At 37.6% G+C, this 22948-nt stretch carries 25 protein-coding genes; 5 read left to right on the top strand and 20 right to left on the bottom strand.

The window, feature by feature from the left end; genetic code table 11:
- Positions 1-559: 559 nt before the first annotated feature.
- From FG383_RS19310 to hprK, 19 genes are all read right to left on the bottom strand, one after another.
- Positions 560-817, bottom strand: a complete 258-nt coding sequence (locus tag FG383_RS19310; protein WP_142609119.1) for an HPr family phosphocarrier protein — start codon at positions 815-817, stop codon at positions 560-562.
- A gap of 19 nt (positions 818-836) precedes the next feature.
- Positions 837-1778: a DNA-binding protein WhiA gene (gene whiA / locus FG383_RS19305; RefSeq protein WP_142609117.1), complete on the bottom strand. Its 942-nt coding sequence runs from the start codon at positions 1776-1778 to the stop codon at positions 837-839.
- 60 nt (positions 1779-1838) lie between these two features.
- Positions 1839-2798, bottom strand: coding sequence for a gluconeogenesis factor YvcK family protein (locus FG383_RS19300; RefSeq protein ID WP_142609115.1), 960 nt, complete (start codon positions 2796-2798; stop codon positions 1839-1841).
- 4 nt (positions 2799-2802) lie between these two features.
- Positions 2803-3687 (bottom strand): RNase adapter RapZ, encoded by an 885-nt coding sequence (rapZ, locus tag FG383_RS19295; RefSeq protein WP_142609113.1) that lies wholly within the window; start codon positions 3685-3687, stop codon positions 2803-2805.
- Complete coding sequence (locus FG383_RS19290) at positions 3680-4162, bottom strand: NUDIX domain-containing protein (RefSeq protein ID WP_142609111.1); 483 nt, start codon at positions 4160-4162, stop codon at positions 3680-3682. The genes rapZ and FG383_RS19290 overlap by 8 nt, the downstream gene beginning before the upstream one ends.
- A 198-nt stretch (positions 4163-4360) precedes the next feature.
- On the bottom strand, positions 4361-5311 hold the full coding sequence (trxB, locus tag FG383_RS19285; RefSeq protein ID WP_142609109.1) for a thioredoxin-disulfide reductase: 951 nt from the start codon (positions 5309-5311) through the stop codon (positions 4361-4363).
- Positions 5312-5380: 69 nt separating this feature from the next.
- Positions 5381-6907 carry a tetratricopeptide repeat protein gene (locus FG383_RS19280; protein ID WP_142609107.1) on the bottom strand — a complete coding sequence of 509 codons (1527 nt, stop codon included), beginning with the start codon at positions 6905-6907 and terminating at the stop codon, positions 5381-5383.
- Between the two features lie 193 nt (positions 6908-7100).
- Positions 7101-7727, bottom strand: a complete 627-nt coding sequence (hisIE, locus tag FG383_RS19275) for a bifunctional phosphoribosyl-AMP cyclohydrolase/phosphoribosyl-ATP diphosphatase HisIE (RefSeq protein WP_142609105.1) — start codon at positions 7725-7727, stop codon at positions 7101-7103.
- Positions 7724-8479, bottom strand: coding sequence for an imidazole glycerol phosphate synthase subunit HisF (gene hisF / locus FG383_RS19270; RefSeq protein ID WP_142609103.1), 756 nt, complete (start codon positions 8477-8479; stop codon positions 7724-7726). Before hisF ends, hisIE begins: the two co-directional genes overlap by 4 nt.
- The gene (hisA, locus tag FG383_RS19265) at positions 8473-9216 is read right to left on the bottom strand and encodes a 1-(5-phosphoribosyl)-5-[(5-phosphoribosylamino)methylideneamino]imidazole-4-carboxamide isomerase (RefSeq protein WP_142609101.1); all 744 of its coding nucleotides are present in this window, start codon (positions 9214-9216) and stop codon (positions 8473-8475) included. Before hisA ends, hisF begins: the two co-directional genes overlap by 7 nt.
- 14 nt (positions 9217-9230) lie before the next feature.
- Complete coding sequence (gene hisB, locus FG383_RS19260; protein WP_281285368.1) at positions 9231-9827, bottom strand: imidazoleglycerol-phosphate dehydratase HisB; 597 nt, start codon at positions 9825-9827, stop codon at positions 9231-9233.
- Positions 9824-11107 carry a histidinol dehydrogenase gene (gene hisD / locus FG383_RS19255; protein ID WP_142609099.1) on the bottom strand — a complete coding sequence of 428 codons (1284 nt, stop codon included), beginning with the start codon at positions 11105-11107 and terminating at the stop codon, positions 9824-9826. The genes hisB and hisD overlap by 4 nt, the downstream gene beginning before the upstream one ends.
- An 8-nt stretch (positions 11108-11115) precedes the next feature.
- Positions 11116-11745: an ATP phosphoribosyltransferase gene (gene hisG, locus FG383_RS19250; RefSeq protein WP_142609093.1), complete on the bottom strand. Its 630-nt coding sequence runs from the start codon at positions 11743-11745 to the stop codon at positions 11116-11118.
- On the bottom strand, positions 11738-12916 hold the full coding sequence (locus tag FG383_RS19245) for an ATP phosphoribosyltransferase regulatory subunit (protein ID WP_142609091.1): 1179 nt from the start codon (positions 12914-12916) through the stop codon (positions 11738-11740). Before FG383_RS19245 ends, hisG begins: the two co-directional genes overlap by 8 nt.
- Positions 12917-13318: 402 nt before the next feature.
- Positions 13319-13828: an acyltransferase gene (locus FG383_RS19240; RefSeq protein ID WP_142609089.1), complete on the bottom strand. Its 510-nt coding sequence runs from the start codon at positions 13826-13828 to the stop codon at positions 13319-13321.
- A complete protein-coding gene (gene ppaX / locus FG383_RS19235; protein WP_142609087.1) occupies positions 13825-14481 on the bottom strand; it encodes a pyrophosphatase PpaX in 657 nt (218 codons plus the stop codon). The genes FG383_RS19240 and ppaX overlap by 4 nt, the downstream gene beginning before the upstream one ends.
- Entirely contained in the window at positions 14478-15416 is a 939-nt protein-coding gene (locus FG383_RS19230) for a nucleoside recognition domain-containing protein (RefSeq protein WP_142609085.1), read from the bottom strand. The genes ppaX and FG383_RS19230 overlap by 4 nt, the downstream gene beginning before the upstream one ends.
- 17 nt (positions 15417-15433) lie before the next feature.
- Entirely contained in the window at positions 15434-16243 is an 810-nt protein-coding gene (lgt, locus tag FG383_RS19225; RefSeq protein WP_142609083.1) for a prolipoprotein diacylglyceryl transferase, read from the bottom strand.
- A gap of 24 nt (positions 16244-16267) precedes the next feature.
- Complete coding sequence (hprK, locus tag FG383_RS19220) at positions 16268-17203, bottom strand: HPr(Ser) kinase/phosphatase (protein WP_142609081.1); 936 nt, start codon at positions 17201-17203, stop codon at positions 16268-16270.
- A 1095-nt stretch (positions 17204-18298) separates the two neighbouring features.
- On the opposite strand from hprK, the gene FG383_RS19215 reads away from it, so the two are divergent.
- Entirely contained in the window at positions 18299-19555 is a 1257-nt protein-coding gene (locus tag FG383_RS19215; RefSeq protein WP_142609079.1) for an MFS transporter, read from the top strand.
- Between the two features lie 33 nt (positions 19556-19588).
- Here FG383_RS19215 and FG383_RS19210 read toward each other — a convergent pair whose 3' ends face one another.
- On the bottom strand, positions 19589-19792 hold the full coding sequence (locus FG383_RS19210; protein WP_142609077.1) for a YheE family protein: 204 nt from the start codon (positions 19790-19792) through the stop codon (positions 19589-19591).
- 72 nt (positions 19793-19864) lie between these two features.
- Here FG383_RS19210 and FG383_RS19205 point away from each other — a divergent pair, with 72 nt between their 5' ends.
- The 4 genes from FG383_RS19205 (at position 19865) to FG383_RS19190 (ending at position 22736) form a co-directional block, all read left to right on the top strand.
- On the top strand, positions 19865-20254 hold the full coding sequence (locus FG383_RS19205; protein WP_142609074.1) for a ferritin-like domain-containing protein: 390 nt from the start codon (positions 19865-19867) through the stop codon (positions 20252-20254).
- A gap of 66 nt (positions 20255-20320) precedes the next feature.
- The gene (locus FG383_RS19200; protein WP_142609072.1) at positions 20321-21463 is read left to right on the top strand and encodes a DUF445 domain-containing protein; all 1143 of its coding nucleotides are present in this window, start codon (positions 20321-20323) and stop codon (positions 21461-21463) included.
- A gap of 14 nt (positions 21464-21477) precedes the next feature.
- Positions 21478-21825 carry a YlbF/YmcA family competence regulator gene (locus FG383_RS19195; protein ID WP_142609069.1) on the top strand — a complete coding sequence of 116 codons (348 nt, stop codon included), beginning with the start codon at positions 21478-21480 and terminating at the stop codon, positions 21823-21825.
- A 131-nt stretch (positions 21826-21956) separates the two neighbouring features.
- Positions 21957-22736: an enoyl-CoA hydratase gene (locus FG383_RS19190; RefSeq protein WP_142609067.1), complete on the top strand. Its 780-nt coding sequence runs from the start codon at positions 21957-21959 to the stop codon at positions 22734-22736.
- Positions 22737-22948 lie beyond the last annotated feature (212 nt).

The following is a 22948-nucleotide window of genomic DNA, read 5'->3' as shown; positions in this document are numbered from 1 at the left end:
ACCAGTTCTAGTCTGAAAGCAATCAAATCAAATCCGAGAGCAACTAAATTGCTAGTGAAAGCAACCAAATCTTAAAATAACAAGTTTACTTGGAGTGAAACAACTATGATTACGACATATTATAGGCACAATATTCTTTAAAGCCAGCCGAATTCGTCAACTAGCATCTACTAGAACGGTTTGTCGGGTTCGCAGTAGATAATCTACTTTTTCTACCATATTTTGTTAATTTTGAACCGTGATCAGTTAGTATTTTCCATAGATTTTCGCTACAGGCGTCGACTCCTACCGGATAAGTGAGCATAATGAGACTTCACAACGTCCGCCTAAGCGGCGGTGAAGGCTCATCGCTTACCCGGTGGAAAGCGTACGACTGCAGTGAAAATCCTAGCGGTCACCTAATAGCTCTTTTATCACGCAGTATCCCTATACTGTACTTAATATAAAAAAGTGACTTGCCTTGAAAGTTATGCACATAACATAATTCTCCTAATTTCCAAAGCAACAAAAAAGAACCATCCCCTAGTCAAAATTGACTAAATGGGACAGCCCTTTCTTTTTATTCCTCGTGAGAGATAAATTTCGCTAAAGTTTCTACCGCTTCTTCCTCGTCAGAACCTTCTGCGCTTAAGTTTACAGTAATTCCTTTACTGATCGCTAAGCTCATAATTCCCATAATACTTTTAGCATTTACTTTTTTCTCATCTTTTTCTAAATATACATCCGCGATATAACGATTTGCCTCTTGTACAAACAATGCTGCTTGTCTTGCTTGTAATCCTGCTGGTAATTTCACTTCGACTTGTTTCTCTGTCATTAAAATACGCTCCATTTCACTAAATTGTTTCGCCTCTACGAAGTGCATCTGCGATTTCATCTATTTTTCGTAATCGATGATTAATACCGGATTTACTAACATTTCCAGTAGAAACCATTTCTCCTAACTCTTTTAACGTCACATCTTGATATTCTACACGTAAACGTGCTATTTCCCTTAATTTATCTGGTAATTGATCTAGTCCGATAGAACTCTCTATATAACGTATGTTCTCCACTTGACGAATAGCCGCACTAATCGTTTTATTTAGGTTAGCCGTTTCACAGTTAACTAAACGATTCACGCTATTTCGCATATCTCGGATAATACGAACGTCTTCAAATTTCAATAAGGCTCTATGGGCTCCAGCAATGCTGAGAAAATCAGAAATTTTTTCTGCTTCCTTCAAATATGCTACAAAGCCTTTTTTCCGCTCAATTGTTTTCGCATTTAACTCAAAACCATTCATCAATTCTACTAATGCATCACTATGCGTTTTGTATAAAGAATAAATTTCTAAATGATAAGAAGATGTTTCCGGATTATTAACAGATCCTCCTGCTAAAAAAGCACCTCTTAAATAAGCGCGCTTACAGCAATTCTTTTTCACTAGTTCTTTCGAAATAGAATATTCAAATTGAAAATGATCTTTCAATATTTGTAAATCCTCTAGTAACTCCTTCGATCCATCTCGGATACGACAAATATAAATATTATTTTTTTTCAATCTCATTTTTTTTCGAACAAGCAATTCTACTTGATACGGATATAATGACTTTATCAATGTGTACAATCTTCTAGCGATTGCTGCATTTTCAGTTTGCACATCTAAACTGAGCGTTTTATTACTAAATGAAAGCGATCCGTTCATTCGAATAAGCGCTGATAGTTCAGCTTTTGCACAACATGGTTTGGACTCTTCTTGCGTCATTTCTTTTTTTGTTTCAGAAGCAAACGACATGATCCGTTTCCCCCTTTCTTGCTCACGATTACAATCACTTATTATGTAATTAAACAGTAATCATTTTGCATATTCTACAAGCCATTTCGCTACTTTCATCGCATCATGACGCACTGCGCCACCATGCACGATGGAAATGTCTTTTTTCACAACTTCTAAATTTAATGTTACTAATTTTTCTATATCTATTTTGACAGGAGAAGCTTTTTCCTGTTTGTATAAATACTGCACATTTTCTGGGATTTCTTCATTACTTATTAAAATGGCATCTAAGAAATTTTCACCTACATGATCAAGTAATGCATGGACATGATCAAATGCAGTATAATCGCTCGTTTCCCCAGCTTGGGTCATTAAATTACAAATATATACTTTCTTCGCTTTCGACCGGATAATTGCCTCTTTGATACCTTCCACTAATAAATTAGGTAAAATACTAGTATATAGGCTTCCAGGCCCAATTGCGATAATATCAGCTTCCCGTATCATATTAATCGTTTCTGGCAACGGTTTGACATCAGCTGGAGAGATAAATACCTTTTCTATTTTCTTTCCATATAACGGAATTTTAGATTCCCCGCTAACAATTGTTTCATCTTCATATTGTGCATGAAGTGTCACTAATTGATTGGCTGCTGGAAGAACCTTGCCATGCACCTTTAATACACGGCTCATTTCACTAATAGCATTAGCAAAATCACCCGTAATAGAAGTTAATGCTGCTAACATTAAATTTCCTAAAGAATGGCCTTTCAGCTCTTCCGATTTAGAAAAACGATACTGGAACATTTCTTCCACTAATGGTTCTACATCCGAAAGTGCTGCTAACACATTTCGAACATCCCCAGGTGGTGGAATATCATAATCATCCCGTAATCGACCAGAACTTCCGCCATCATCTGCTACAGTGACAATTGCTGTAATGTCGAGTGGGAATTTCTTTAAACCACGAAGCAATGTAGATAGTCCCGTACCACCACCAATAATAACTATTTTTTTACGGTGTTTTGTACGCTCCATTCCTTCATTCCTTTCTTATCGTTACATCCCTATGTGTTATAACCGTTTTATCTTCTGCTTTTAATAGTGTACCAAAGTATTCAGCCAATGTAACGGACCGGTGTTGTCCACCCGTACAACCAAATGCAATGACTAGCTGCGTTTTACCTTCTCGTTTATATTGTGGAATCATAAACAAAAACAAATCCGTTAGCTTTTCGATTAATGTTTTCGTATCTGCCCATTTTAGCACATAACTTGATACTTCTTCATCTAGGCCTGATTTCAACTTGAGTTCTTCTATATAAAATGGATTGGGAAGAAAACGTACATCAAATACTAAATCGGCATCGATTGGGATTCCATGTTTAAACCCAAAGGACATTACGTTTACTGTAAATACTTTACTACCTTTTGACGAAAATTCAGCTTGTATTTTTTCCCTTAACTTACGAGGCTTCATCGTAGATGTATTATAAATAAATTGAGCTCTTCCTTTTAACTCAGAAAGTAACTCTCTTTCTTTTTTAATCCCCTCTAGTGGTAAACCAGAATTAGCTAGCGGATGAGACCGTCTAGTCTCTTTATATCTTCTAACCAACACTTCATCATTCGCATCTAAAAATAATACTTTTGGGGTTATAGACGTTGCTTCGTGTAACTGATTGACCGATTCAACTAGAGAATGGAACATTTCTCCTCCTCGTAAATCCATTACTGCTGCAATATTTCGGGGCTGTTTATTGGAATCGATCATTAGCTTGATAAATGTACTTAACAGCTCCGGTGGCAAATTATCAATACAATAATACCCAAGATCTTCAAAACTTTGAATGGCGACTGTCTTACCTGCTCCAGACATTCCTGTAATAATGACCACTTCAGTTTCCGGCTTCTGTGTACTATCCATTGTTTACTTCTCCCTCCGATGATTGCTGAATCGTTTCTGTTATCAATGAAAAATCAGGCGTGTAAACAAATGTTCCATATTGCATACCTTTTTCTTGCACAGCGAATAACAAGTTTGTTCGATCCCCTTCAGCCATAGGAAGCGTATTTAAGGCTTCTACAGGATGCCACTCTAAAATACCTTCTCTCGTTTCATGAAATGGCGTTCCCTCCAAATCATTTGCTACAAATGTGAATAACATCCACTCATCTATTCGTTCCCCATCTTCTTCTATAACCATCGTGTAAATACCTTTTAAATGGGGCCCAATAGGTGTAGCATTCGTTTCCTCCGTAAACTCGCGAACAGCAGAAACTAAAATGGATTCTCCTACTTCCATTTTGCCACCAGGAGCAACATACCAGTTTCTCCTAGGCTTTTTTAACAAAAGAACTTTCCCATCTTTGCATATAAGTAAATTTGCGATTCTTTGCACGATTTGTCACTCCACATCTTATATGTGTTAATAATTTTATTATACATTAATTTTCACAAAAAGAGGCTGCTTCACGATTAAAATCGCGAAACAGCCTGTTCAACTATTTCTTATATAAAAAGGGGGGTCAATTTATATTTCTAACTATACTCTTTAATTGTTTCAAGAAGGTTACAAATCGATTAAGAAATAATTAAATCAAGCGTTCGTTGCCATTTTTTCTTTTACATCTTCAATATAATGTTGTGCGGCTTGTGCTGCGATACTTCCGTCCCCAGTAGCCGTTACAATTTGACGAAGCATTTTATCACGTACATCCCCTGCACCAAAAATTCCTGGTACAACTGTTTCCATTCTTTCGTTTGTTACGATATATCCGTTTTCGTTTAAAATTCCTAAATTCGAAAATGGTTTCGTTAATGGAAGCATTCCGACATATACAAAAACTCCATCTGTCTCGAATTCTTTTTCAGAGCCATCTACTGTTGAAACTAATGTAACACTTCCAACTTTTCCTTCTTTGCCGTGAATTTCTTTTAATGTAGTATTCCAGATAAAGTCGATTTTTTCGTTTGCAAATGCACGATCTTGTAAAATCTTTTGTGCACGTAACTCGTCACGACGGTGAACAATCGTTACTTTATTTGCAAATTTCGTTAAAAATGCGCCTTCTTCAACAGCGGAATCTCCTCCACCAACAACTACAAGATTTTTCCCTTTAAAGAATGCTCCATCACAAACTGCGCAATAACTTACACCGCGTCCGCCAAGTTCGCTTTCACCGGGAATGCCCATTTTTTTATACTCGGCACCGGATGAAATAATGACAGCAAGTGCTTTATACTCTTTGCCGCTCACTTTAATCGTTTTATATACTTCTCCATCAACGATTTCAGATACATCTCCGTATGCATATTCTGCACCGAATTTTTTCGCATGATCAAACATTTTCGTTGAAATTTCTGGTCCTAAAATAGTTTCAAAACCTGGGTAGTTTTCGACTTCTTCTGTATTCGCCATTTGTCCACCTGGAATACCGCGTTCAATCATTAAAGTAGAAAGATTCGCACGAGAAGTATAAACTGCGGCAGTCATCCCCGCTGGACCTGCTCCGATTATTATTACATCATAAATTTTTTCTTCAGTCATCTTACATTCCTCCTACATTGCCTCTACCATCAATCTAAAGGATTTTTATAACAGCTTCAACTTTTATGCTTATGCGTCGAATAATGGCAAAAACTGCATGAGTTCATTTACATATTTAGTAAGGGTAGTAGTCGTAATCCCATATTCTTCTGCATATTGCTTTTTCGTTACATTTTTCTTTCGAGAAGATTCAAACATATATTCTGTTGCAGCTGCTAGTGCTCGTGGATTTTTGAAGGCATACGCCTTTTTTAAAGCACGTTCTACTAATACAAACCACATTTGAAATAAAAACGTAGCCGATTGCTCCAAAGGCTTATGCTTTTCATAAAGTAAATCCGTAGCGGCAATAGCTCTTAAAAAGGCTTTTTCCGCTACAGATTTTTCGCTAAATGAATGCCCTAACGAATGCGCCAAAAATAATTTTTCCATTGTCGTCAATTCTTCTACAACAATCCATTTCGGATGTGAAATAATTTCTTGCCGATGCGCTGATTTTCCTATTAAATAAAACCCTAAAATTCGCTCACTCACATGTTTGTGATGTAGCTTTTCTAAAATGAACTCTTTTTGGTTCTCCATCATGGATTCATCGGTGTCTTTCAGATGAGGCAACCACGGTTCAAATCCTGCTTTTTCTGGATCTAATTTTAATAATGTTTTCCACGCATTTTTCGCAACTTCTTCATGCCCAGAAAAATATGCTGAATGAGATAACCAAAAGTAAAATCCTGGATCGCCTTCAAACCCTTTACGTTGCAAACTTCTTAGCCACTTAAATGCTTGTTCATATTTTCCAATGAGCGCAAATGTAGCACCTAATTTATAGCGATGCTCGATGAAGTAAGGATTAATCTTGGATAAAAATTCAGTTATTTCTTCTAAATCTTCTGCATTTTTTTCATAATAATAAATGACTGCTAAATTACAAAGCGCATGGATATTCCCTCTGTTTTCCCGTAACACTTCATGAAGTAACGCTTTTGCTTGTTCCTCTTCGCCAATATAAAAATAAGCAAGCGCCAAATTATTAAATGCAGCCCAGAAATCAGGATATTCTGTAATAATGTCCTCTAATAATTCAACTGCCTCTGGAAACTTCCCTTGTTCCATTAACCGACGAGATTTTTCCTGTAAAAAAAGTGCCTCACTAGAAGGTGCATCCATTTGAAGGGAAATAACATCTTCTTGTTCAGTGAAATCCACTATTTCCATCGCATCTTCCGCATATTCTCCGTTTATGCTCAACTCCAAATATCTTTTAGCGAATCGGTTCGCATCCATAAAGTTTCCGATATGGGCGTTCACCTCTGCCAAAAAGAAAACGATTTCTGGATCATCCGGGTCAATTGTATAAGCACTTCTCAAAAGTTCATGAGCTACATCGAATTTATCTAATTCCATTTGTAAAATGGCATATTGCATTAAAATGGCTGGGTCATCAGGACTTAAATCGACTGCCCTTTTTAAATATTTATGCGCTTTTTCGTATTTTTCTTTTTGTAGTTCATCTAATGCTTTTTTATAGTAGTATTCGCCCGTAGGCAAAAATGAAATTATATTTTCTTTAAAAACCTTTTTGCTTTTTTTATTCAAAATAATCCTCCGAAAAATAATAAGGAACGTATCAAATACCCTTGGCGTATTTGGCCCAGATTTTTATCGAGCTTGCTCGATAAATTCCGCTAACAAATCTGTGGCATCCGCCGGAGGCTTTAACTTCATTCAGCAACTGCTGAATGAAGTTGAACGTTCCTTATTAGTATACTCTTCAGTATATCATAAAGTATTATTTTTTATCGGCTTTCTCTTCATGTCTTTTTTGCAGTACTTGTAACAGATCATAAAAGTTAACTTTTTGATTTTGTAATAGGACAAGCAAGTGGTATAAAAGATCCGCTGCTTCCCATTTTAACTCTTCAGCGTCATCGTTTTTAGAAGCAATAATGACTTCTGCTGACTCTTCTCCAACTTTTTTACAAATTTTATCTACCCCTTTATCAAATAAATAGGTAGTATACGCACCTTCTGGCATCGTTTGCTGTCTTTCCTTAATCGTACTAATTAGGGAAGTGACCACATTATATCCAACAGTGTCGTCGAATTTCTCTAAGCTATTATGGAAGCACGTCTCCTCACCGGTATGACAAGCTGGCCCATTTGGTAAAACTTCCACTATTAAAGCATCGGAATCACAGTCTGTACGAATAGATACTACTTTTTGTGTATTTCCAGATGTTTCTCCTTTATGCCATAATTCTTGTCTACTTCTGCTGTAGAACCATGTTTCTTTTGTTTCTACTGTTTTGTTATACGACTCTTCATTCATATAAGCGAGTGTTAAAACTTCTCTCGTAATGGCATGTTGAACAATTACTGGAATAAGCCCTTTGTCATCATAGTTTAAAATCGTCATTTTACTTCGACTCCTCTTTCGCGTATGTAATTTTTCACTTCCGCTACACTTGTTTCTTTGAAATGAAAAATGGAAGCTGCAAGCGCTGCATCAGCATTTGCTTCCGTAAAAGCCGCTAATATATGTTCGACATTTCCAGCTCCACCACTAGCGGTAACAGGAATCGAAACAGCTTCTTTCACTCGTTTCGTAATCTCGATATCATAGCCGTCCTTTTCTCCATCACGGTCCATGCTCGTCAGTAGTATTTCCCCTGCTCCAAGCTTCTCTACTTCGATTGCCCAGTCTACTGCTTTCCAATCCGTTTTCTTTTGACCGCCATGTGTGTAGACGTACCATTCCTGATCTTCTTCTGACCATTTCACATCGATTGCAATAATTATTTTATTGGAACCAAATGCTTTTGCGCCTTCTGTAATAACAGCGGGATTGCTAATGGCTGCACTATTAATAGATACTTTACTTGCACCTGCATCTAGTAGCTGTTTCATATTTTCGGTAGTACGGATTCCACCACCAACGATCAAAGGGATAGAAATTTGAGCTGCTGTTTTTTTCACGACATCTAGCATTGTATCGCGACCTTCAACAGACGCAGAAATATCTAAAAATACGAGTTCATCTGCTCCTTCTTTATTATAAAATGCAGCTAACTCCGCTGGATCTCCAGCGTCTCTTAGTCCAACGAATTGAATTCCTTTTACAACGCGCCCGTCTTTCACATCTAAACATGGAATAATTTTCTTTACCATTTTGTAACCTCCTGTAATGCTTCTGTCAATGTGAATCGGTTATTGTATAATGCTTTCCCTGTAATAACTCCACGTACCGTCGTATCTTTTGCTAATTTTGCTACTTCTCCTAAATCTTCTAGTGAACTTATCCCGCCTGAAACGATAACGGATAACCCTGTAGCTTCCGCAAGTTCTTTGTTCGCCTCTAAATTTGGTCCTTGAAGTGTTCCATCGGTTGCAATATCGGTAAAAATAACATGCTTAGCCCCTTTTGAAGCAAAATACTGACCTACTTCTATAGCAGATTGCGAAGATGTCTCTAACCAACCATGCGTTGCTACCATGCCGTCTTTTGCATCTAAGCCGATGACGATTCGGTCACCACCAAACTCTTCTAAAATTTGCGCTACTAGTTCTGGTTCCGATATAGCAAGACTTCCGATAATGACACGCGTCACGCCATTGTTTAAATAGTAGCTGACATCTTCTTTGGAGCGAATGCCACCACCAATTTGCACGCTGACAGGTAGTTCCTTTGCGATTCGAATGACTTCGTTTGCATGAATTTTTTCACCATCTTTTGCACCATCTAAATCGACCAGATGAATCCAAGTCGCTCCTTCATCTGCAAATTTTTTAGCCATGTCAAATGGCGAATCGCCATAAATCGTTTCTTGCTCATAATCCCCTTGATATAAACGGACACATTTTCCACCTTTCATATCAATTGCTGGATATACTTGAATGGATGTCATCTTATTTCCCCCTATTATGTAAGCAGTCCTTTTGTGGAAGGTACACCTTTCACTCGTTCGTCTTTCGTAATCGCGTCATCAATCGCGCGAGCTAGTGCCTTGAAAATAGCTTCAATCATATGATGCGTATTGACACCGTAATGTACAATAACATGCACATTCATACGAGCTTCCAGCGCAAATTTCCATAAAAATTCATGGACAAGTTCCGTGTCAAAATTGCCAACTTTTTGTGTAGGAAACTGTGCACGAAATTCTAAGTGCGGACGGTTGGAAATATCAATTACTACTTGTGCTAACGCATCATCCATTGGGACATAAGCATTTCCGTAGCGTTTGATACTTTTCTTATCCCCTAGTGCTTCTTTTACTGCTTGGCCTAGTACGATTCCGATATCTTCTGTTGTATGGTGATCGTCGATATGTGTGTCGCCATTCGCTTTGATCGTTGCGTCAAATAACCCGTGCTTTGTAAATAGATCGAGCATATGATCCATAAATGGCACGCCCGTATCAATTTCCGCTTTTCCTTCTCCATCTAAATCTATTTCAACCCACACTTTTGTTTCATTTGTCATTCTTTCTATTTTTGCCGTTCTTTTATTTGTCAATTTAAATCCCCCTTATCCCAATTTCGTGATTCGACTGAGCGTGCATGCCCTTCTAACTGTTCCAGTCTTGCAAGGCGTGCGATTTTTGGATATTGTTCTTGCCACATTTCTTCTGAATAATAGACAATGCTCGTTTTCTTTACAAAATCATCGACACATAGTCCACTTGAAAAGCGCGCTGTGCTATTAGTTGGTAAGACGTGATTCGTACCGGCAAAATAATCCCCAACAGGTTCACTACTAAATCTGCCAATAAAAATCGCACCAGCATGCGTAATTTTTTTGCAAACGGCTTCTGCATGTTCCGTCATAATTTCTAAATGCTCAGGCGCAAGTTCATTAATAGCAGCAACCGCTTTATCTAATGATTCTGCAATATAGATGCAGCCAAAATTTTCGATGGAAGCTCTAGCAATTTCTTCTCTCGGAAGTTGTTTCAATTGTTTTTCTACTTCTTCTGAAACTTGTTCTGCTAGTTTTTGACTCGTTGTAACTAACACCGAACAGGCAAACCGATCATGCTCCGCTTGTGCCAATAAATCCGAAGCTACTTCGTCTGCATAAGCCGTTTCATCCGCTAGTACAGCTATTTCACTAGGACCTGCAATCATATCAATCGCTACTTTTCCGAACACTTCTCTTTTTGCAAGCGCTACGAAGCTATTCCCCGGTCCAGTAATTTTATCGACCGCTTTAATCGTTTCCGTTCCGTAAGCAAGAGCAGCAATCGCTTGCGCCCCTCCGACCTTATAAATCTCCGTTACACCAGCAATTCGAGCAGCAACTAATACGGATGCCGGAAGCTTTCCATCTTTTGACGGAGGTGACGCAATGACTACTCGTTTCACACCAGCTACAATTGCTGGAATTGCATTCATTAATACCGATGATGGGTACGCTGCAGTGCCTCCAGGAACATAAAGTCCTACTGCATCCAGTGGAGAAATCTTATATCGAATATAGGAATTTTTTGCTAATGGGAAATCTATATTTTGTCGTGCTTGTTGTAAGTGAAATGCACGAATATTAGTAGCTGCTTCTTCCAAATCTTCAATCAATTGTGGATCGAAGCTAGCGAATGCCTCTTCCATTTCTTCTTTTGTTACTTCTAAAGAAGATAGTTTTGCACCGTCCCATTTTTCTGTATATGTAAAAAGGGCTTCATCGCCATTTTTTTTCACTTGCTCGATCACTTCGCGCACAATCGCTAAGTGATTCTCGTTTGCTTGCTCGACTGAACGTTGCAGTGAAATTGCATTTGTAAGCTTTTCTATTTTCATAGGATTCCCTACCTTTTAATCAATTCTTTTTTTAATTGTGCAACAAATTCCCGAATACGTTCACTTTTTACACGATAACTTACAGGATTGACGATTAAACGAGAGGATATATCCACAATTTTTTCATATTCGACTAGACCATTTTCTTTTAATGTTTGTCCGGTTGAAACGATGTCCACGATGCGATCAGCTAGTCCAATCATCGGCGCCAATTCAATCGAACCATTGAGCTCAATTATTTCCACTTGCTCGCCTTTTTCTTTATAAAAATTCGTCGCAATGGTCGGATATTTCGTCGCAACTCGTGGTGCTATTTCGTTCATCGTCGTATTAGGAAGCCCTGCAGTCGCGATATAGCAATTACTAATATGCAAATCGAGTAATTCATGGACATCTCGTAGCTGTTCTAATAGCACATCTTTACCCGCAATTCCGATGTCCGCAACTCCATGTTCCACATAAACGGGCACATCCATTGGCTTCGCTAATATAAATTGAATTCTTTCCCCAGGTGCTTCCACAATCAGCTTTCTAGAGTCACTAATCTCTTGTGGCAGATCAAATCCAGCTTCCACAAATAATTGATATGCTTCTTCGAAAATACGCCCTTTTGGCATCGCAATTGTTAACTCATTCATGTAAAGAACCACCTTCTGAGACAATTAGTACTTCATCGAAATTTTGTTTATATGCATCTAAATCATGTACACCTTCCACATATTGCAATGTTACACGTTCTGCATTATTTCTTCTTTCTTCCGCTAGTTTATTTGCTTCCAAATAAGCGCCTTCTGTAAATAAAAGCAGTGTCCGTTTTTCTTTCACAATATCTTGGCGTAATACTTCCAAAAGTCTGTCTACACGTATGCCAAATCCAATAGCCCCTACCTGCTCGCCAAACTGTTGGAATAATTCATCGTATCTTCCACCATTTCCAATTGGGAACCCACTTCCAGCAGCATAAATTTCAAACAGCATACCCGTATAATAGCTCATATGACTCGCAAGTGAGAAATCGAATGAGACAATGGATGGGTCACTTAGTTGAAGTTTCAATAAACGTTTTAGCTGCTCCACTTGATCGATTAAATATTGCTGTTCATCCGTTAAAAATGGTCGGAAGTTTTCAAATGTTTTAAAGTCAATTGTATAATCTATTAGTTTTGTAAGATTCTCTTTTTGTTCTTCTAATAAGCCTAGATCGTCTAACTTTTGTTCAAATCCTACAAAGTTTTTTTCTACTAATAGCTGTCTTAGCGTGTCTACTTGTTCCACTGTATTTGTATTATTCGTTAAAAACGCCGTTAATAGTCCTGCATGTCCAATCGTAATTCGAAATCTTTCTACACCAAGTGTCTTCACAAGTTCTACCGCTGTATGAATAATTTCACTATCACCGTATGCACTGAAATCACCGATTAACTCTAATCCTAGTTGTTCAAACTCCGCTGGGCGACCACCTTCTCGTTGTTGTGCACGAAACACATTTGCATAATAAGCTAATCGCAAAGGATTTTTCTCTTTTAATAACTTGGAAGCTGCAATTCTTGCAATAGGGGTCGTCATGTCTGGACGTAATACAAGCGTTTCCCCTTGGTTGTCTACTAGTTTAAATAGAGATGATTCATCAATTGCCGATGCTTTTCCGATTGTTTCAAAATACTCAACAGATGGTGTTTTAATAAAATCGTATCCTTTGTTTCGTATAAAGTTTCTCGCTGTTGATCGTATATACTCTTTTTGTTCATTTACTTCTGGAAACGAATCTCTCATACCTAAAGGTTTCTCGAACATTTGAATTTTGCCCACTTCACCACTCCTAAATTTACTTCATTGCGCTAGAGTACTAATATGTTAAATTATATAGATTTTATCCTATATTACTCATTTCGTCAATCTAACTGTTTGTTCTTTTAGAATAGTAAGAAAAATATAAATACCTAGTTTTCCGTGGGCTAGGAATCGAGCGGTATGCTTCTCCAACGATGAATAGAGGAAAAAATATATTACGTGCAACATTTCTGCCCTGAATCACAAGGTTGCCGCTGAGAATCGCAAGATACACACTACAATTCGCAAGGTCCTTGCCGGGAATCGCAAGATACATACTCTAAATCGCAAAATAGCTTCCCGCCTTACAATAATAGGAATAGTCATCACTCGTCCATCAAGTAAAAAAACTATTCCTCTCCTGAAGAATAGTTTTCTTTGTCATTTATTATTTCGTTCCATCATTTGTTCCTTCGTATAAATAATACGCATCGGATTACCTCCGACAAAACACCCTTCTGGAACATCTGCATTTACAAGGGTAGCAGCTGAAACGACCGCATCATTTCCAATCGTCACGCCGGGTAATATCGTTGTATTCGCACCCACCAGCACCCGATCACCGATTATCACATCACCAATACGATACTCGTCTATTAAATACTCATGCGCTAATATCGTTGTATTATAGCCGATAATCGTGTTATCCCCTACTTTGATTCGTTCTGGAAACATTACATCCACCATAACCATCAAAGCAAAAGACGTTTCTTTTCCAACTTCCATCCTTAGAAATACACGATAAAAAAAGTTTTTCCAACTTAAAAAGGGAGAGTATCTCGCTGCTTGTATGAAGATAAAATTCTTCACGACTTTCCAAAAAGGAACCGTATCATACACATGCCATAACGAATTTGCACCACTTACTGGGTATCTTTCCGTTCTTCTCATACCGACTGACCTTTGGCAATTTCGAGAAGCTCACTAATATGGTGAATCATATAAGTTGGAAGGTAAGTTGCTAAGAAAGCTTCTCCCTTTATTGACCAGGCAACAGCTGCTGTATCTACTCCAGCTCTTTGTCCACCTACGATATCATGTAAATTATCACCGATCATTAACGCGTCTTCTTTTTCAACACCAAGTCTTTCAAGTGCAAGTTCGATTGGCTCAGGATCTGGTTTCGCATTTTTTACATCGTCTAATCCTATGATTGTGTCAAATAACGTCTCACACTTCATAAGGTTAATCCCTTTATCAATCATTTCTCTTCTTTTTGTCGATACGACCGCTAGTTTGTAACCTTCTTCTTTTAATTTGTACAATGTTTCGACAACCCCATCAAACGGCACAACCATATCATCATGGTGTTGAATATTCCATGCACGATAAGCAGCTATGAGTGATTCTGTTAGTTCTGGATTAATGGAATGGAATGTTTCTTGCAGTGTTGGTCCGAGAAATGGTAAAACACTATCTCTATCATATTTCCCGGGAAATCTTTCTCCTAAAACATGTAAAAAACTTTCGATTATAAGGTCATTTGTATTTAATAATGTTCCATCGAAATCAAACAATAATGCTTTATAGGCTTTTCCCTTCATAGCGTAACCACTTCCTCTTGTTTTCTTTGCTCCGTTTTACGCCATATGTAAGCGACAATTATCGTCAATACAAATGCTGTTGCTAATCTTATTAAAAATAACGGCAGTATTGGCACTCCTAACGGAATAAAGATTAACGTGTCCTCCACGACAGCGTGACATGCGACTAAAAAGATAAAGGCAAGTGTCGCATCCTTTTTACTTACTCCATCCTCTTGTACTGCTTGAATCATCACACCAGCACCATAAGCAAGACCTATTGTAAGCCCTGCAACAAGTGTCAAAGAAGCATTTGGTTGAATCCCAATAACTTTCGTAAATGGAGCAACCTTCTCGGAAAACTTTTGCAAATAGTTGCGGTCCTTTAAAACTTGAATAACAATCATTAATGGAATAACAATTAGTGCAAGTTGCAAAACACCAAAAGTCGCTTTTTGCAAACCAAGTAAAATAATCTCTCCCCAACCATCCGGGACTTTCTCTGTAGCGGTAATTGCACCGTACTTTGCAATTTCTCCGCCACCTTGCCAAACTAAATTTATAATCATCGCTGATACAATAGCTAATCCAAAACGAACGACTAATACTACCCAAAGCTTTACCCCTACTCGAAGTGCAACGCCTGTTTCTATAAAGATATTATGTGAAAAAGATAACATCGTTGCTAATATGAACACTTCTTTCACAGTTAACTCTAGCGAAAGAATTCCTGCAATACCAGCATACAAATTCAACGCATTTCCTAAAACAAGTGGTATTGCTGCTTCTCCTCTAAGTCCCAGTAAACCCATGAATGGCGAGATTAAATTGATTATCCACGGTAGAACGGGAGTATATTGTAAAATAACTACTAACAAAGTAATAGGGAAAATTACTTTACTCAATGTCCACGTCGTTTTTAGACCTGCCAAAAGCCCCCTTTTTACCGTTCCCACACTATCCCCTTCCTTCCTTATTTATCCTGATATCGTACCACTGGTTTAATCGTCATTCTTCTATATACAAATAAAATAATAGCGATCGCAATCGTTACTAATGAAATAACTTGTGCCTGTCGTAAATCTCCTATTAAATACAGACTATCTGTACGCATTCCTTCTATAAAAAAGCGTCCAACAGAATACCAAGTTAAATAAAATAAAACCATCTCTCCACGTCGTAAGTTCACTTTACGAAGAAGAATGAGAATAATAACCCCTACTAAATTCCATATCGATTCATATAAAAAAGTCGGGTGATAATATTTACCCTCTATATACATTTGGTTAATAATCCAGTCTGGAAGCTTTAAGTTTTCTAAAAAGCCTCTCGTCACTTCGCCACCATGCGCTTCCTGGTTCATAAAGTTCCCCCAGCGCCCAACTGTTTGTCCGATTAGAATACTAGGAGCTACAATATCGGTTACTTTCCAAAAAGAAGTACCTCTTTTTTTTGTAAAGAAATACGCAGTTAAAAACGACCCGATTAAAGCACCATGAATGGCAATTCCACCATTCCAAATTTCAATGATTTTCCCTGGATTTTGTCCGTAAAAATCCCATTTAAAAATGACATAATAAATACGGGCACTAATAATCGCAATTGGTACAGCCCAGATAAGTAAATCGGTTAAATAATCTGGATGAAATCCACGTTTCACCATTTCTTTTTGTGCTACTAAAAAGGCTACGATTATGCCAAATGCGATAATTACTCCATACCAACGCACTTCTAATGATCCTAGTGAAAAAGCCACCGGATCAATTGCTTGTAATAAATTCATATGAAACTCCCTTCAACTGGCTCCTTAGTAATTTGCTTCTCCACTTTGACCGATCACATCGTCTAATCGTTTCGCAAAATCTTCCGCAGCATTAATGCCCATTCGTTTCAATCGATGATTCATCGCTGCTACTTCAATAATAACAGCCAAGTTTCGACCTGGTCGAACTGGAACGGTTAATTTTGTAATAGCCGTATTAATAATTTCCATCTTTTCTTCTTCTAAACCTAGTCGATCATATGTCTTTTTCTCATCCCATATTTCGAGCTCAATTATTAATGTAATTCGTTTATAGTTTCGAATGGCACTTGCACCAAAAAGCGTCATAATGTCAATAATTCCAAGCCCACGAATTTCTAGAAGATGTTCGATTAGTTTTGGCGCACTACCAACTAGTGTATCTTCCCCTTCTTGCCTAATTTCCACGCAATCGTCTGCTACTAGACGATGCCCTCTTTTTACTAACTCTAATGCTGTTTCACTTTTACCAACACCACTTTTACCTGTGATTAGAACCCCTACTCCATATATATCTACTAGTACGCCATGTACGGCAGTCGTAGGAGCGAGCATACTTTCTAAAAAATTGGTTAGCATACTAGAAAATCTAGTAGTCGGCATACTCGTCGTTAAAACAGGAACTGAGTTTTCATTCGAAGCAACAATCAATTCTTCTGGTACTTCCATTCCATGCGATACGATAATTACGGGTGTATCAGATGCACATAATTTCATCATTCGCTCGCTTTTTTCTCTCTCTGTTAATAAAGCAAAAAATGAGATTTCTGTTTTCCCCATTAGTTGGATGCGATTGGATGGATAATGGTTGAAGTAACCCGCCATTTCAATTCCTGGTCGAGAAATATCGCTAATTGCAACGTGGCGTCCAATTCCTTCCTCCCCGCTTACTAATGAAAGATTGAACTTTTCTTTTATATCCTTTGTCGTCACATGAGGCATATCTCTCCACTCCTTTCATGCTTCTTTTACGCACATAGTTCTTATTTTAGCATGATTAGTCATTCTTTTTGTATTCATTTATCTTTTGCTTCTTATTTATTAAAATCTAATATTAAAGATAAATGGTTGAATGAGACAATATTCCCTTTGAATGCGACAAACCTGTCTAACAAATACTAGACTGGCGAGTTCGGCGAGCTTTAAGACATATTATTCCTATAATATGTAAAAATCATCATCGTCTCACTCCAAGTAAACTTGCTATTTTGAGAATTGGTTGCTTTCACTGGCAATTTGGTTGCTCTCACAAAGATTTTGATTGCTTTCAGACTAGAACTGGTTGCTTTCAATGATTAATTGGTTTCCCTAAGCCATTTACTGGATGCACGCAATAGAAAAACTGGCCAATATTTTGTTTGTTAGCGGATCCGCCCTGATAAGTATGCAATTTAAGATGCATTATCCCTATAATGCATCTCCGAATTTGNATTAATTGGTTTCCCTAAGCCATTTATTGGATGCACGCAATAGAAAAACTGGCCAATATTTTGTTTGTTAGCGGATCCGCCCTGATAAGTATGCATTTCGGTATTTGTGGTCTCAATCAAAGTAAACTTGCTATTTTAGGAAATTGGTTGCTTTCATCGGCAATCTGGTTGCTCTCGTGCTGATTTGGTTGCTTTCCGACTAGAACTGGTTACTTTCAATGATCAACCGGTTGCCCTAAGCCATTTATTGGATTCACCCAGACGAAATATTGCAGAAATTTTGTTTTTTGCGAGTTGATACTGAATAAGTAAGCAATTTCCTTTGATTTTCGCTGCTGGCGGCGACTCCAGTGGGATCAAGTGAGCAAAATGAGACTTCACAACGTACGCGCAAGCGGCGGTGAAGGCTCATCGCTCACCCCACGGAAAGCGTCCGCCCTGCAGAGAAAATCACAGCGGACACCTTTTAAGACGCATTATCCCGATATTGAGCAAACTATCTATTTATTAAGGTATTTTTCTAATTAGTACCGAATAATCCTATTGAAGTTTTCTCACGACCATCGTATATTTAGAGAGTCGAAATAAAATAAAAAAGAGGTCGTTTATGTTAAATTGGCTACAGGAATGGAAAATCAAAATAGCTTCCTTCAATAAAAATATTCGATTGTTTATGCTTGCCAATATGCTCATACAAACTGGCTTGGGCATATTTGCCGTGATGTATAACTTATATATTAAAGAATTGGGATTTCCGGAATCTCTTAATGGAACAGTTATCTCTATGACTTCGCTTGCAACGGCAATCATACTTATTCCAGCAGGATTTTTAAGCGATCGCTACGGGCGAAAAGGAATAATTATTCTCGGGACGATCGTTACGGTATTAACCCTTTTTTATCGAAGCGTCACTATAAGCGAGCAGTCTATTATATACGCGGCATTTTTAACTGGTTTATTTATGGCGCTAGTACAGGTTTCGGGTATCCCTTTTCTTGCAGAAAACTCACGTGCTAGTGAGCGAATGCACTTATTTAGTATTCATTTTTCATTAGTAACGATAGCAAGTGTTATTGGAAGTTTAGGGGGCGGGGTACTAGCAGATGCATTACATGTATACGCGAATATGTCCGTGCTTGTATCGATCAAGTGGGTATTAATAATAGGCTCAATCATTTTTGGATTAGGGATAATTCCTTTATTTCAATTAAAGCCAAGTGAAAAAATGGAAGAGACAGTTAAAACGACGGATGTAAAATCAAAAACAATTCCTAGTAATTTTAAACGAAATATTACTGTAATTGTGCTGTTTGGATTTGCCAATTTGCTAATAGGAACGGGTTCTGGCTTAGTCATTCCTTATTTAAATTTATACTTTTCGAATCGATTTGAAGCATCTAATGCTTATGTTGGGTTAATCTTGTCACTAGGTTCTGCTATGACTGCAGTAGCCATGTTACTAGGTCCTGCACTTGTGAAAAGAGTAGGGCAAGTTCGTGCATTAGTTATATTCCAACTACTTTCTATTCCTTTTTTATTTATCACGGGTTTTACAAATTCTCTCATCCTTGCATCACTCGGATTTTTACTTCGCCAAGCATTGATGAATGCTGGTAATCCGATTCAAAGTGCGATCGCGATGGATCTTGTGCATGATAAATATAAAGGACTTGCGAATTCAGTGAATCAGATGGTATTTCATATTGGATGGGCAAGTACTGGTGGGATAGCCACGGGGCTTGTAATGGCATATGGATACTACTGGGGCTATGCACTTGCATTTGCCATTACAGGAGTTTTATATATTATTGCTTCTACTTATTTTTATATTTTATTTGGAAGAAAGAAATTGGGAACTGTATAAAATGCGCGAGGGAAAAAATTCCCTTGCGCTTTTTTAGTCATATACATGAAAAAGCATGAGCTCATGAATCATTTTCTTAACTGCTTCTTCGTCGACAGGTGCCTCACTGATCCATTTGATCGTACCATCCGGTTCATACTCAGCGGCGTATCTTGTTTGTTTATAGAAGAAAGAAATAGACCAACCAGGTAGTTGTTTGTTTTCATATAATGGCTTGAAACTAAAATGCTGTAGCAATTCTATCAACCTTTCATGTGGCATAATTTATTCGCATACACTAGTAGAAATGACTAATGAAGGAGCGTCTAATTGTTTACTGAAAAATTAAAACAAGCAATACTAAACGAATATGAAGATTATCACTTTTATCGTTCTATGTATAAATTAACAGATGATCCGTATTGGCAAAACTTTATCGAGCATGTGTATATAGATGAAAAAAGCCATTACGAAATGTTCCAACAATTATATTATATGCTTACGGGGACATTTGTTCAAAATTTCCCGGAGCCTAAAGAGTGTTTAGATCTTAAAGAATGTGCAAAGATCGCAATTAGAGACGAGTTAGAAGCGGCCGAAATGTATAAAGAAATGCTGCTCCAAATACCAATTCAGCAAGCATATGCACCACTATTTGTCGCGATGCATGACGAAACGGAGCATGCTATTCGTTTTTCGACAATGTTTAACGCATTGTAATTTCTTTTAGTGTTTGTCCTTCCTCTGCTATAATAAGTGAGAAGCTAGAGGAAAAAGGTGAATTAAATGAATTTTATATGGACAATCGCATTTATGGCAATTGTCGGAGCAGCCATTGGAGCAGTTACGAATCATTTAGCCATTAAAATGTTATTTAGACCGCATGAAGCAAAATATATAGGATCATGGCGAATTCCATTCACACCAGGTTTGATACCAAAAAGACGAGATGAATTAGCAAAACAATTAGGAAAGACAGTGATTAACCACCTATTAACTCCTGAAATTTTCAAACGAAAATATTTTAATGAAGAAATGCAAGAAAAGACAACAAAATTGATTGTTCGACAATTAAATGAAAAAATACTGCTTTCCGATAAAACAATTGCAGATTGGTTAAAGCTTGGTGGACTTGAAAATATTGCGTCTATGGCAAATAAGAAAATCGAACAGCAAGTAGATATCCAATTCAATCAGTTAAAATCGAGATTTGAACATGAAACAATTCGTGAGCTGGCACCTGTAGACTGGCAACAAAAAGCAGATACGAAAGTCGGAGAGATTGTTGCATATATTCTCGAAAAGGGAGAAGGCTTTTTCGATTCGGAACAAGGGAAAATCACCGTTAAAAACTTAATTGATGATTTCCTTTCAACAAAAGGAACGCTTGGAAGTATGATTCAAATGTTTGTTGGAGAATCATCTTCACTTGCAGGAAAAGTACAACCTGAAATTTTGAAGTTTTTAAGATCACCTGGAACGAAAAATATGTTAGAAAATATTGTGCGAAATGAATGGGAAAAGCTAAAGGATCGCCCAATTGTGGAGATGATAGGTGGTTTTGATTTTGAACCGGTCATTACGAATGTGAAGAAGTATTTGACCGATCAATTGGCAATCGAAGAACGTTTAGGTCATAGCTTAGTTTTTTATTTCCCAGAAGCAGCAGAATGGACACAAACGAAGCTAGTTCCTAAACTTACTAATTTTGCTTTTATAGAAGCAGAAGCAAAATTAGAAGAAGTATTGCGTAAAATGAAATTAGAAGATATGGTAAAAGAGCAAGTCGATTCTTTTCCAGTTGAACGTTTGGAAGATATCGTACTTGGTATTTCGAAACGAGAGTTTAAAATGATTACCGTTTTAGGTGGATTTCTTGGAGGTCTTATCGGGATTATTCAAGGGATTATCGTATTTATTACGGGATAACGAAGGAGCAAATAATGATGATCAATATTTATGACGATATTAACAAATTAGAAGCAACATTACGTAAAACAGACGAATTTGCCAATGTAAAAGCGGCAGTTGAATCTGTCAAAGCAGACCCTGAAGCACTAGCATTATTTCAAAGCTTTCGCAAAATCCAATTAACGTTGCAAGAAAAACAAATGAAGGGTGAAGAAATTGCGGGGGAAGAATTGGAATACGCACAAAAAACTGCCCAGCTTGCGCAAAGCAATGAAAAAATTGCACAAATGCTCCAAGCAGAAATGGGATTAAGCCAGCTTATTGATGAAGTAAATCGTGTACTAATCAAACCTGTACAAGAACTATACGAAGGAATTTAACTTTAGTTATTAAAAAGGGTCTCTCCAATACAATTGGGGAGACCCTTTTTGTATTGTAAAGCAGGAATATTGTAAGGAATGACGAATGTATTAACAATGAATAACTATTCACTAACAAAGGGGAGTATGAAATGTATAACACGTTACGATTAGAAAAAGAAGGAAGAATCGCTACATTAATTTTAAATCGTCCAGAAGCAATGAACTCGATGAATGCAGAGATGATGCAAGAACTGGCTGCGTGTTTGGAATCATTAAAAGAAGATACCACTGTACAAGTGCTGCTGCTTAAAGGGGAAGGTCGCGCATTTTCAGCTGGTGGAGATATTAAAGCGATGATAGACCCAGATGCTCCATTTAATATTGAAGGAGTCATGAAATATGTCTCTCGTATTGCATTAGCACTATACACATTACCACAAATTACTATCGCTTCTGTTCACGGTGCAGCAGCGGGACTCGGATGTAGTATCGTACTCGGCTGTGATGTAGTCATTGCGGAAGAAAATAGTAAACTCGCGATGAATTTTATCGGAATTGGACTAGTGCCAGACGGTGGCGGGCATTTCTTTCTGAAGGAAAGAGTAGGTGTTTCAAAAGCTAAACAGTTAATATGGGAAGGCAAAAAGTTAGTCGGAACCGAGGCTAAGCAGATTGGTATAGTAGATGAATTATCATCGGATGGTTTAGGCTGGTCAACAGCAATGTCCTATGCACATAAATTATTACAATCTCCTATTGCTGCAATGATTGCTACGAAAGATATCTTGCATGCAGGAAAAGTAAAAGAATTAGAATTGATCTTGGAAAAAGAAGCGGTTGCCCAAATAGCAATGCGAAAAACTGCAGATCATTTAGAAGGAATAGAAGCATTTGTAGAAAAGCGTCAACCGGCGTTTAATGGGAAATAATTGAGTTAAGAAGTTGAAGGCTGATTATAATCGGTCTTCAACTTTTTTATGCTGTAGGAAATTATAAAATTCTAGACGGTTGAACGAGACACTATTCCCTTTGAACGCGACAAACCGGTCTAACAAATACTAGACTGGCGAGTTCGGCGAGCTTTAAGACATATTATAGGAATAATATGTCTTAAAGCTCGCCGAACTCGCCAGTCTAGTAT

Origin of the sequence: Psychrobacillus soli, from assembly GCF_006861775.1 — a bacterium.
GTDB lineage: Bacteria > Bacillota > Bacilli > Bacillales_A > Planococcaceae > Psychrobacillus > Psychrobacillus soli.
The sequence above is the reverse complement of the archived record's forward strand: the minus strand, read 5'-3'. Positions and strand labels throughout refer to the sequence as shown.

Bases quoted from the DNA above. Each gene is read 5' to 3' on its own strand.
- hisIE (WP_142609105.1), bottom strand. From the start codon at position 7,727: ATGACGATTTTAAACTATGATGACAAAGGGCTTATTCCAGTAATTGTT.
- whiA (WP_142609117.1), bottom strand. From the start codon at position 1,778: ATGTCGTTTGCTTCTGAAACAAAAAAAGAAATGACGCAAGAAGAGTCC.
- FG383_RS19240 (WP_142609089.1), bottom strand. From the start codon at position 13,828: ATGAGAAGAACGGAAAGATACCCAGTAAGTGGTGCAAATTCGTTATGG.
- hisA (WP_142609101.1), bottom strand. From the start codon at position 9,216: ATGACATCCATTCAAGTATATCCAGCAATTGATATGAAAGGTGGAAAA.
- trxB (WP_142609109.1), bottom strand. From the start codon at position 5,311: ATGACTGAAGAAAAAATTTATGATGTAATAATAATCGGAGCAGGTCCA.
- hprK (WP_142609081.1), bottom strand. From the start codon at position 17,203: ATGCCTCATGTGACGACAAAGGATATAAAAGAAAAGTTCAATCTTTCA.
- FG383_RS19200 (WP_142609072.1), top strand. From the start codon at position 20,321: ATGAATTTTATATGGACAATCGCATTTATGGCAATTGTCGGAGCAGCC.
- ppaX (WP_142609087.1), bottom strand. From the start codon at position 14,481: ATGAAGGGAAAAGCCTATAAAGCATTATTGTTTGATTTCGATGGAACA.
- FG383_RS19215 (WP_142609079.1), top strand. From the start codon at position 18,299: ATGTTAAATTGGCTACAGGAATGGAAAATCAAAATAGCTTCCTTCAAT.
- FG383_RS19310 (WP_142609119.1), bottom strand. From the start codon at position 817: ATGACAGAGAAACAAGTCGAAGTGAAATTACCAGCAGGATTACAAGCA.
- hisD (WP_142609099.1), bottom strand. From the start codon at position 11,107: ATGAAAATAGAAAAGCTTACAAATGCAATTTCACTGCAACGTTCAGTC.
- FG383_RS19300 (WP_142609115.1), bottom strand. From the start codon at position 2,798: ATGGAGCGTACAAAACACCGTAAAAAAATAGTTATTATTGGTGGTGGT.
- FG383_RS19195 (WP_142609069.1), top strand. From the start codon at position 21,478: ATGATGATCAATATTTATGACGATATTAACAAATTAGAAGCAACATTA.
- lgt (WP_142609083.1), bottom strand. From the start codon at position 16,243: ATGAATTTATTACAAGCAATTGATCCGGTGGCTTTTTCACTAGGATCA.
- rapZ (WP_142609113.1), bottom strand. From the start codon at position 3,687: ATGGATAGTACACAGAAGCCGGAAACTGAAGTGGTCATTATTACAGGA.
- hisF (WP_142609103.1), bottom strand. From the start codon at position 8,479: ATGGTAAAGAAAATTATTCCATGTTTAGATGTGAAAGACGGGCGCGTT.
- FG383_RS19190 (WP_142609067.1), top strand. From the start codon at position 21,957: ATGTATAACACGTTACGATTAGAAAAAGAAGGAAGAATCGCTACATTA.
- hisG (WP_142609093.1), bottom strand. From the start codon at position 11,745: ATGAATGAGTTAACAATTGCGATGCCAAAAGGGCGTATTTTCGAAGAA.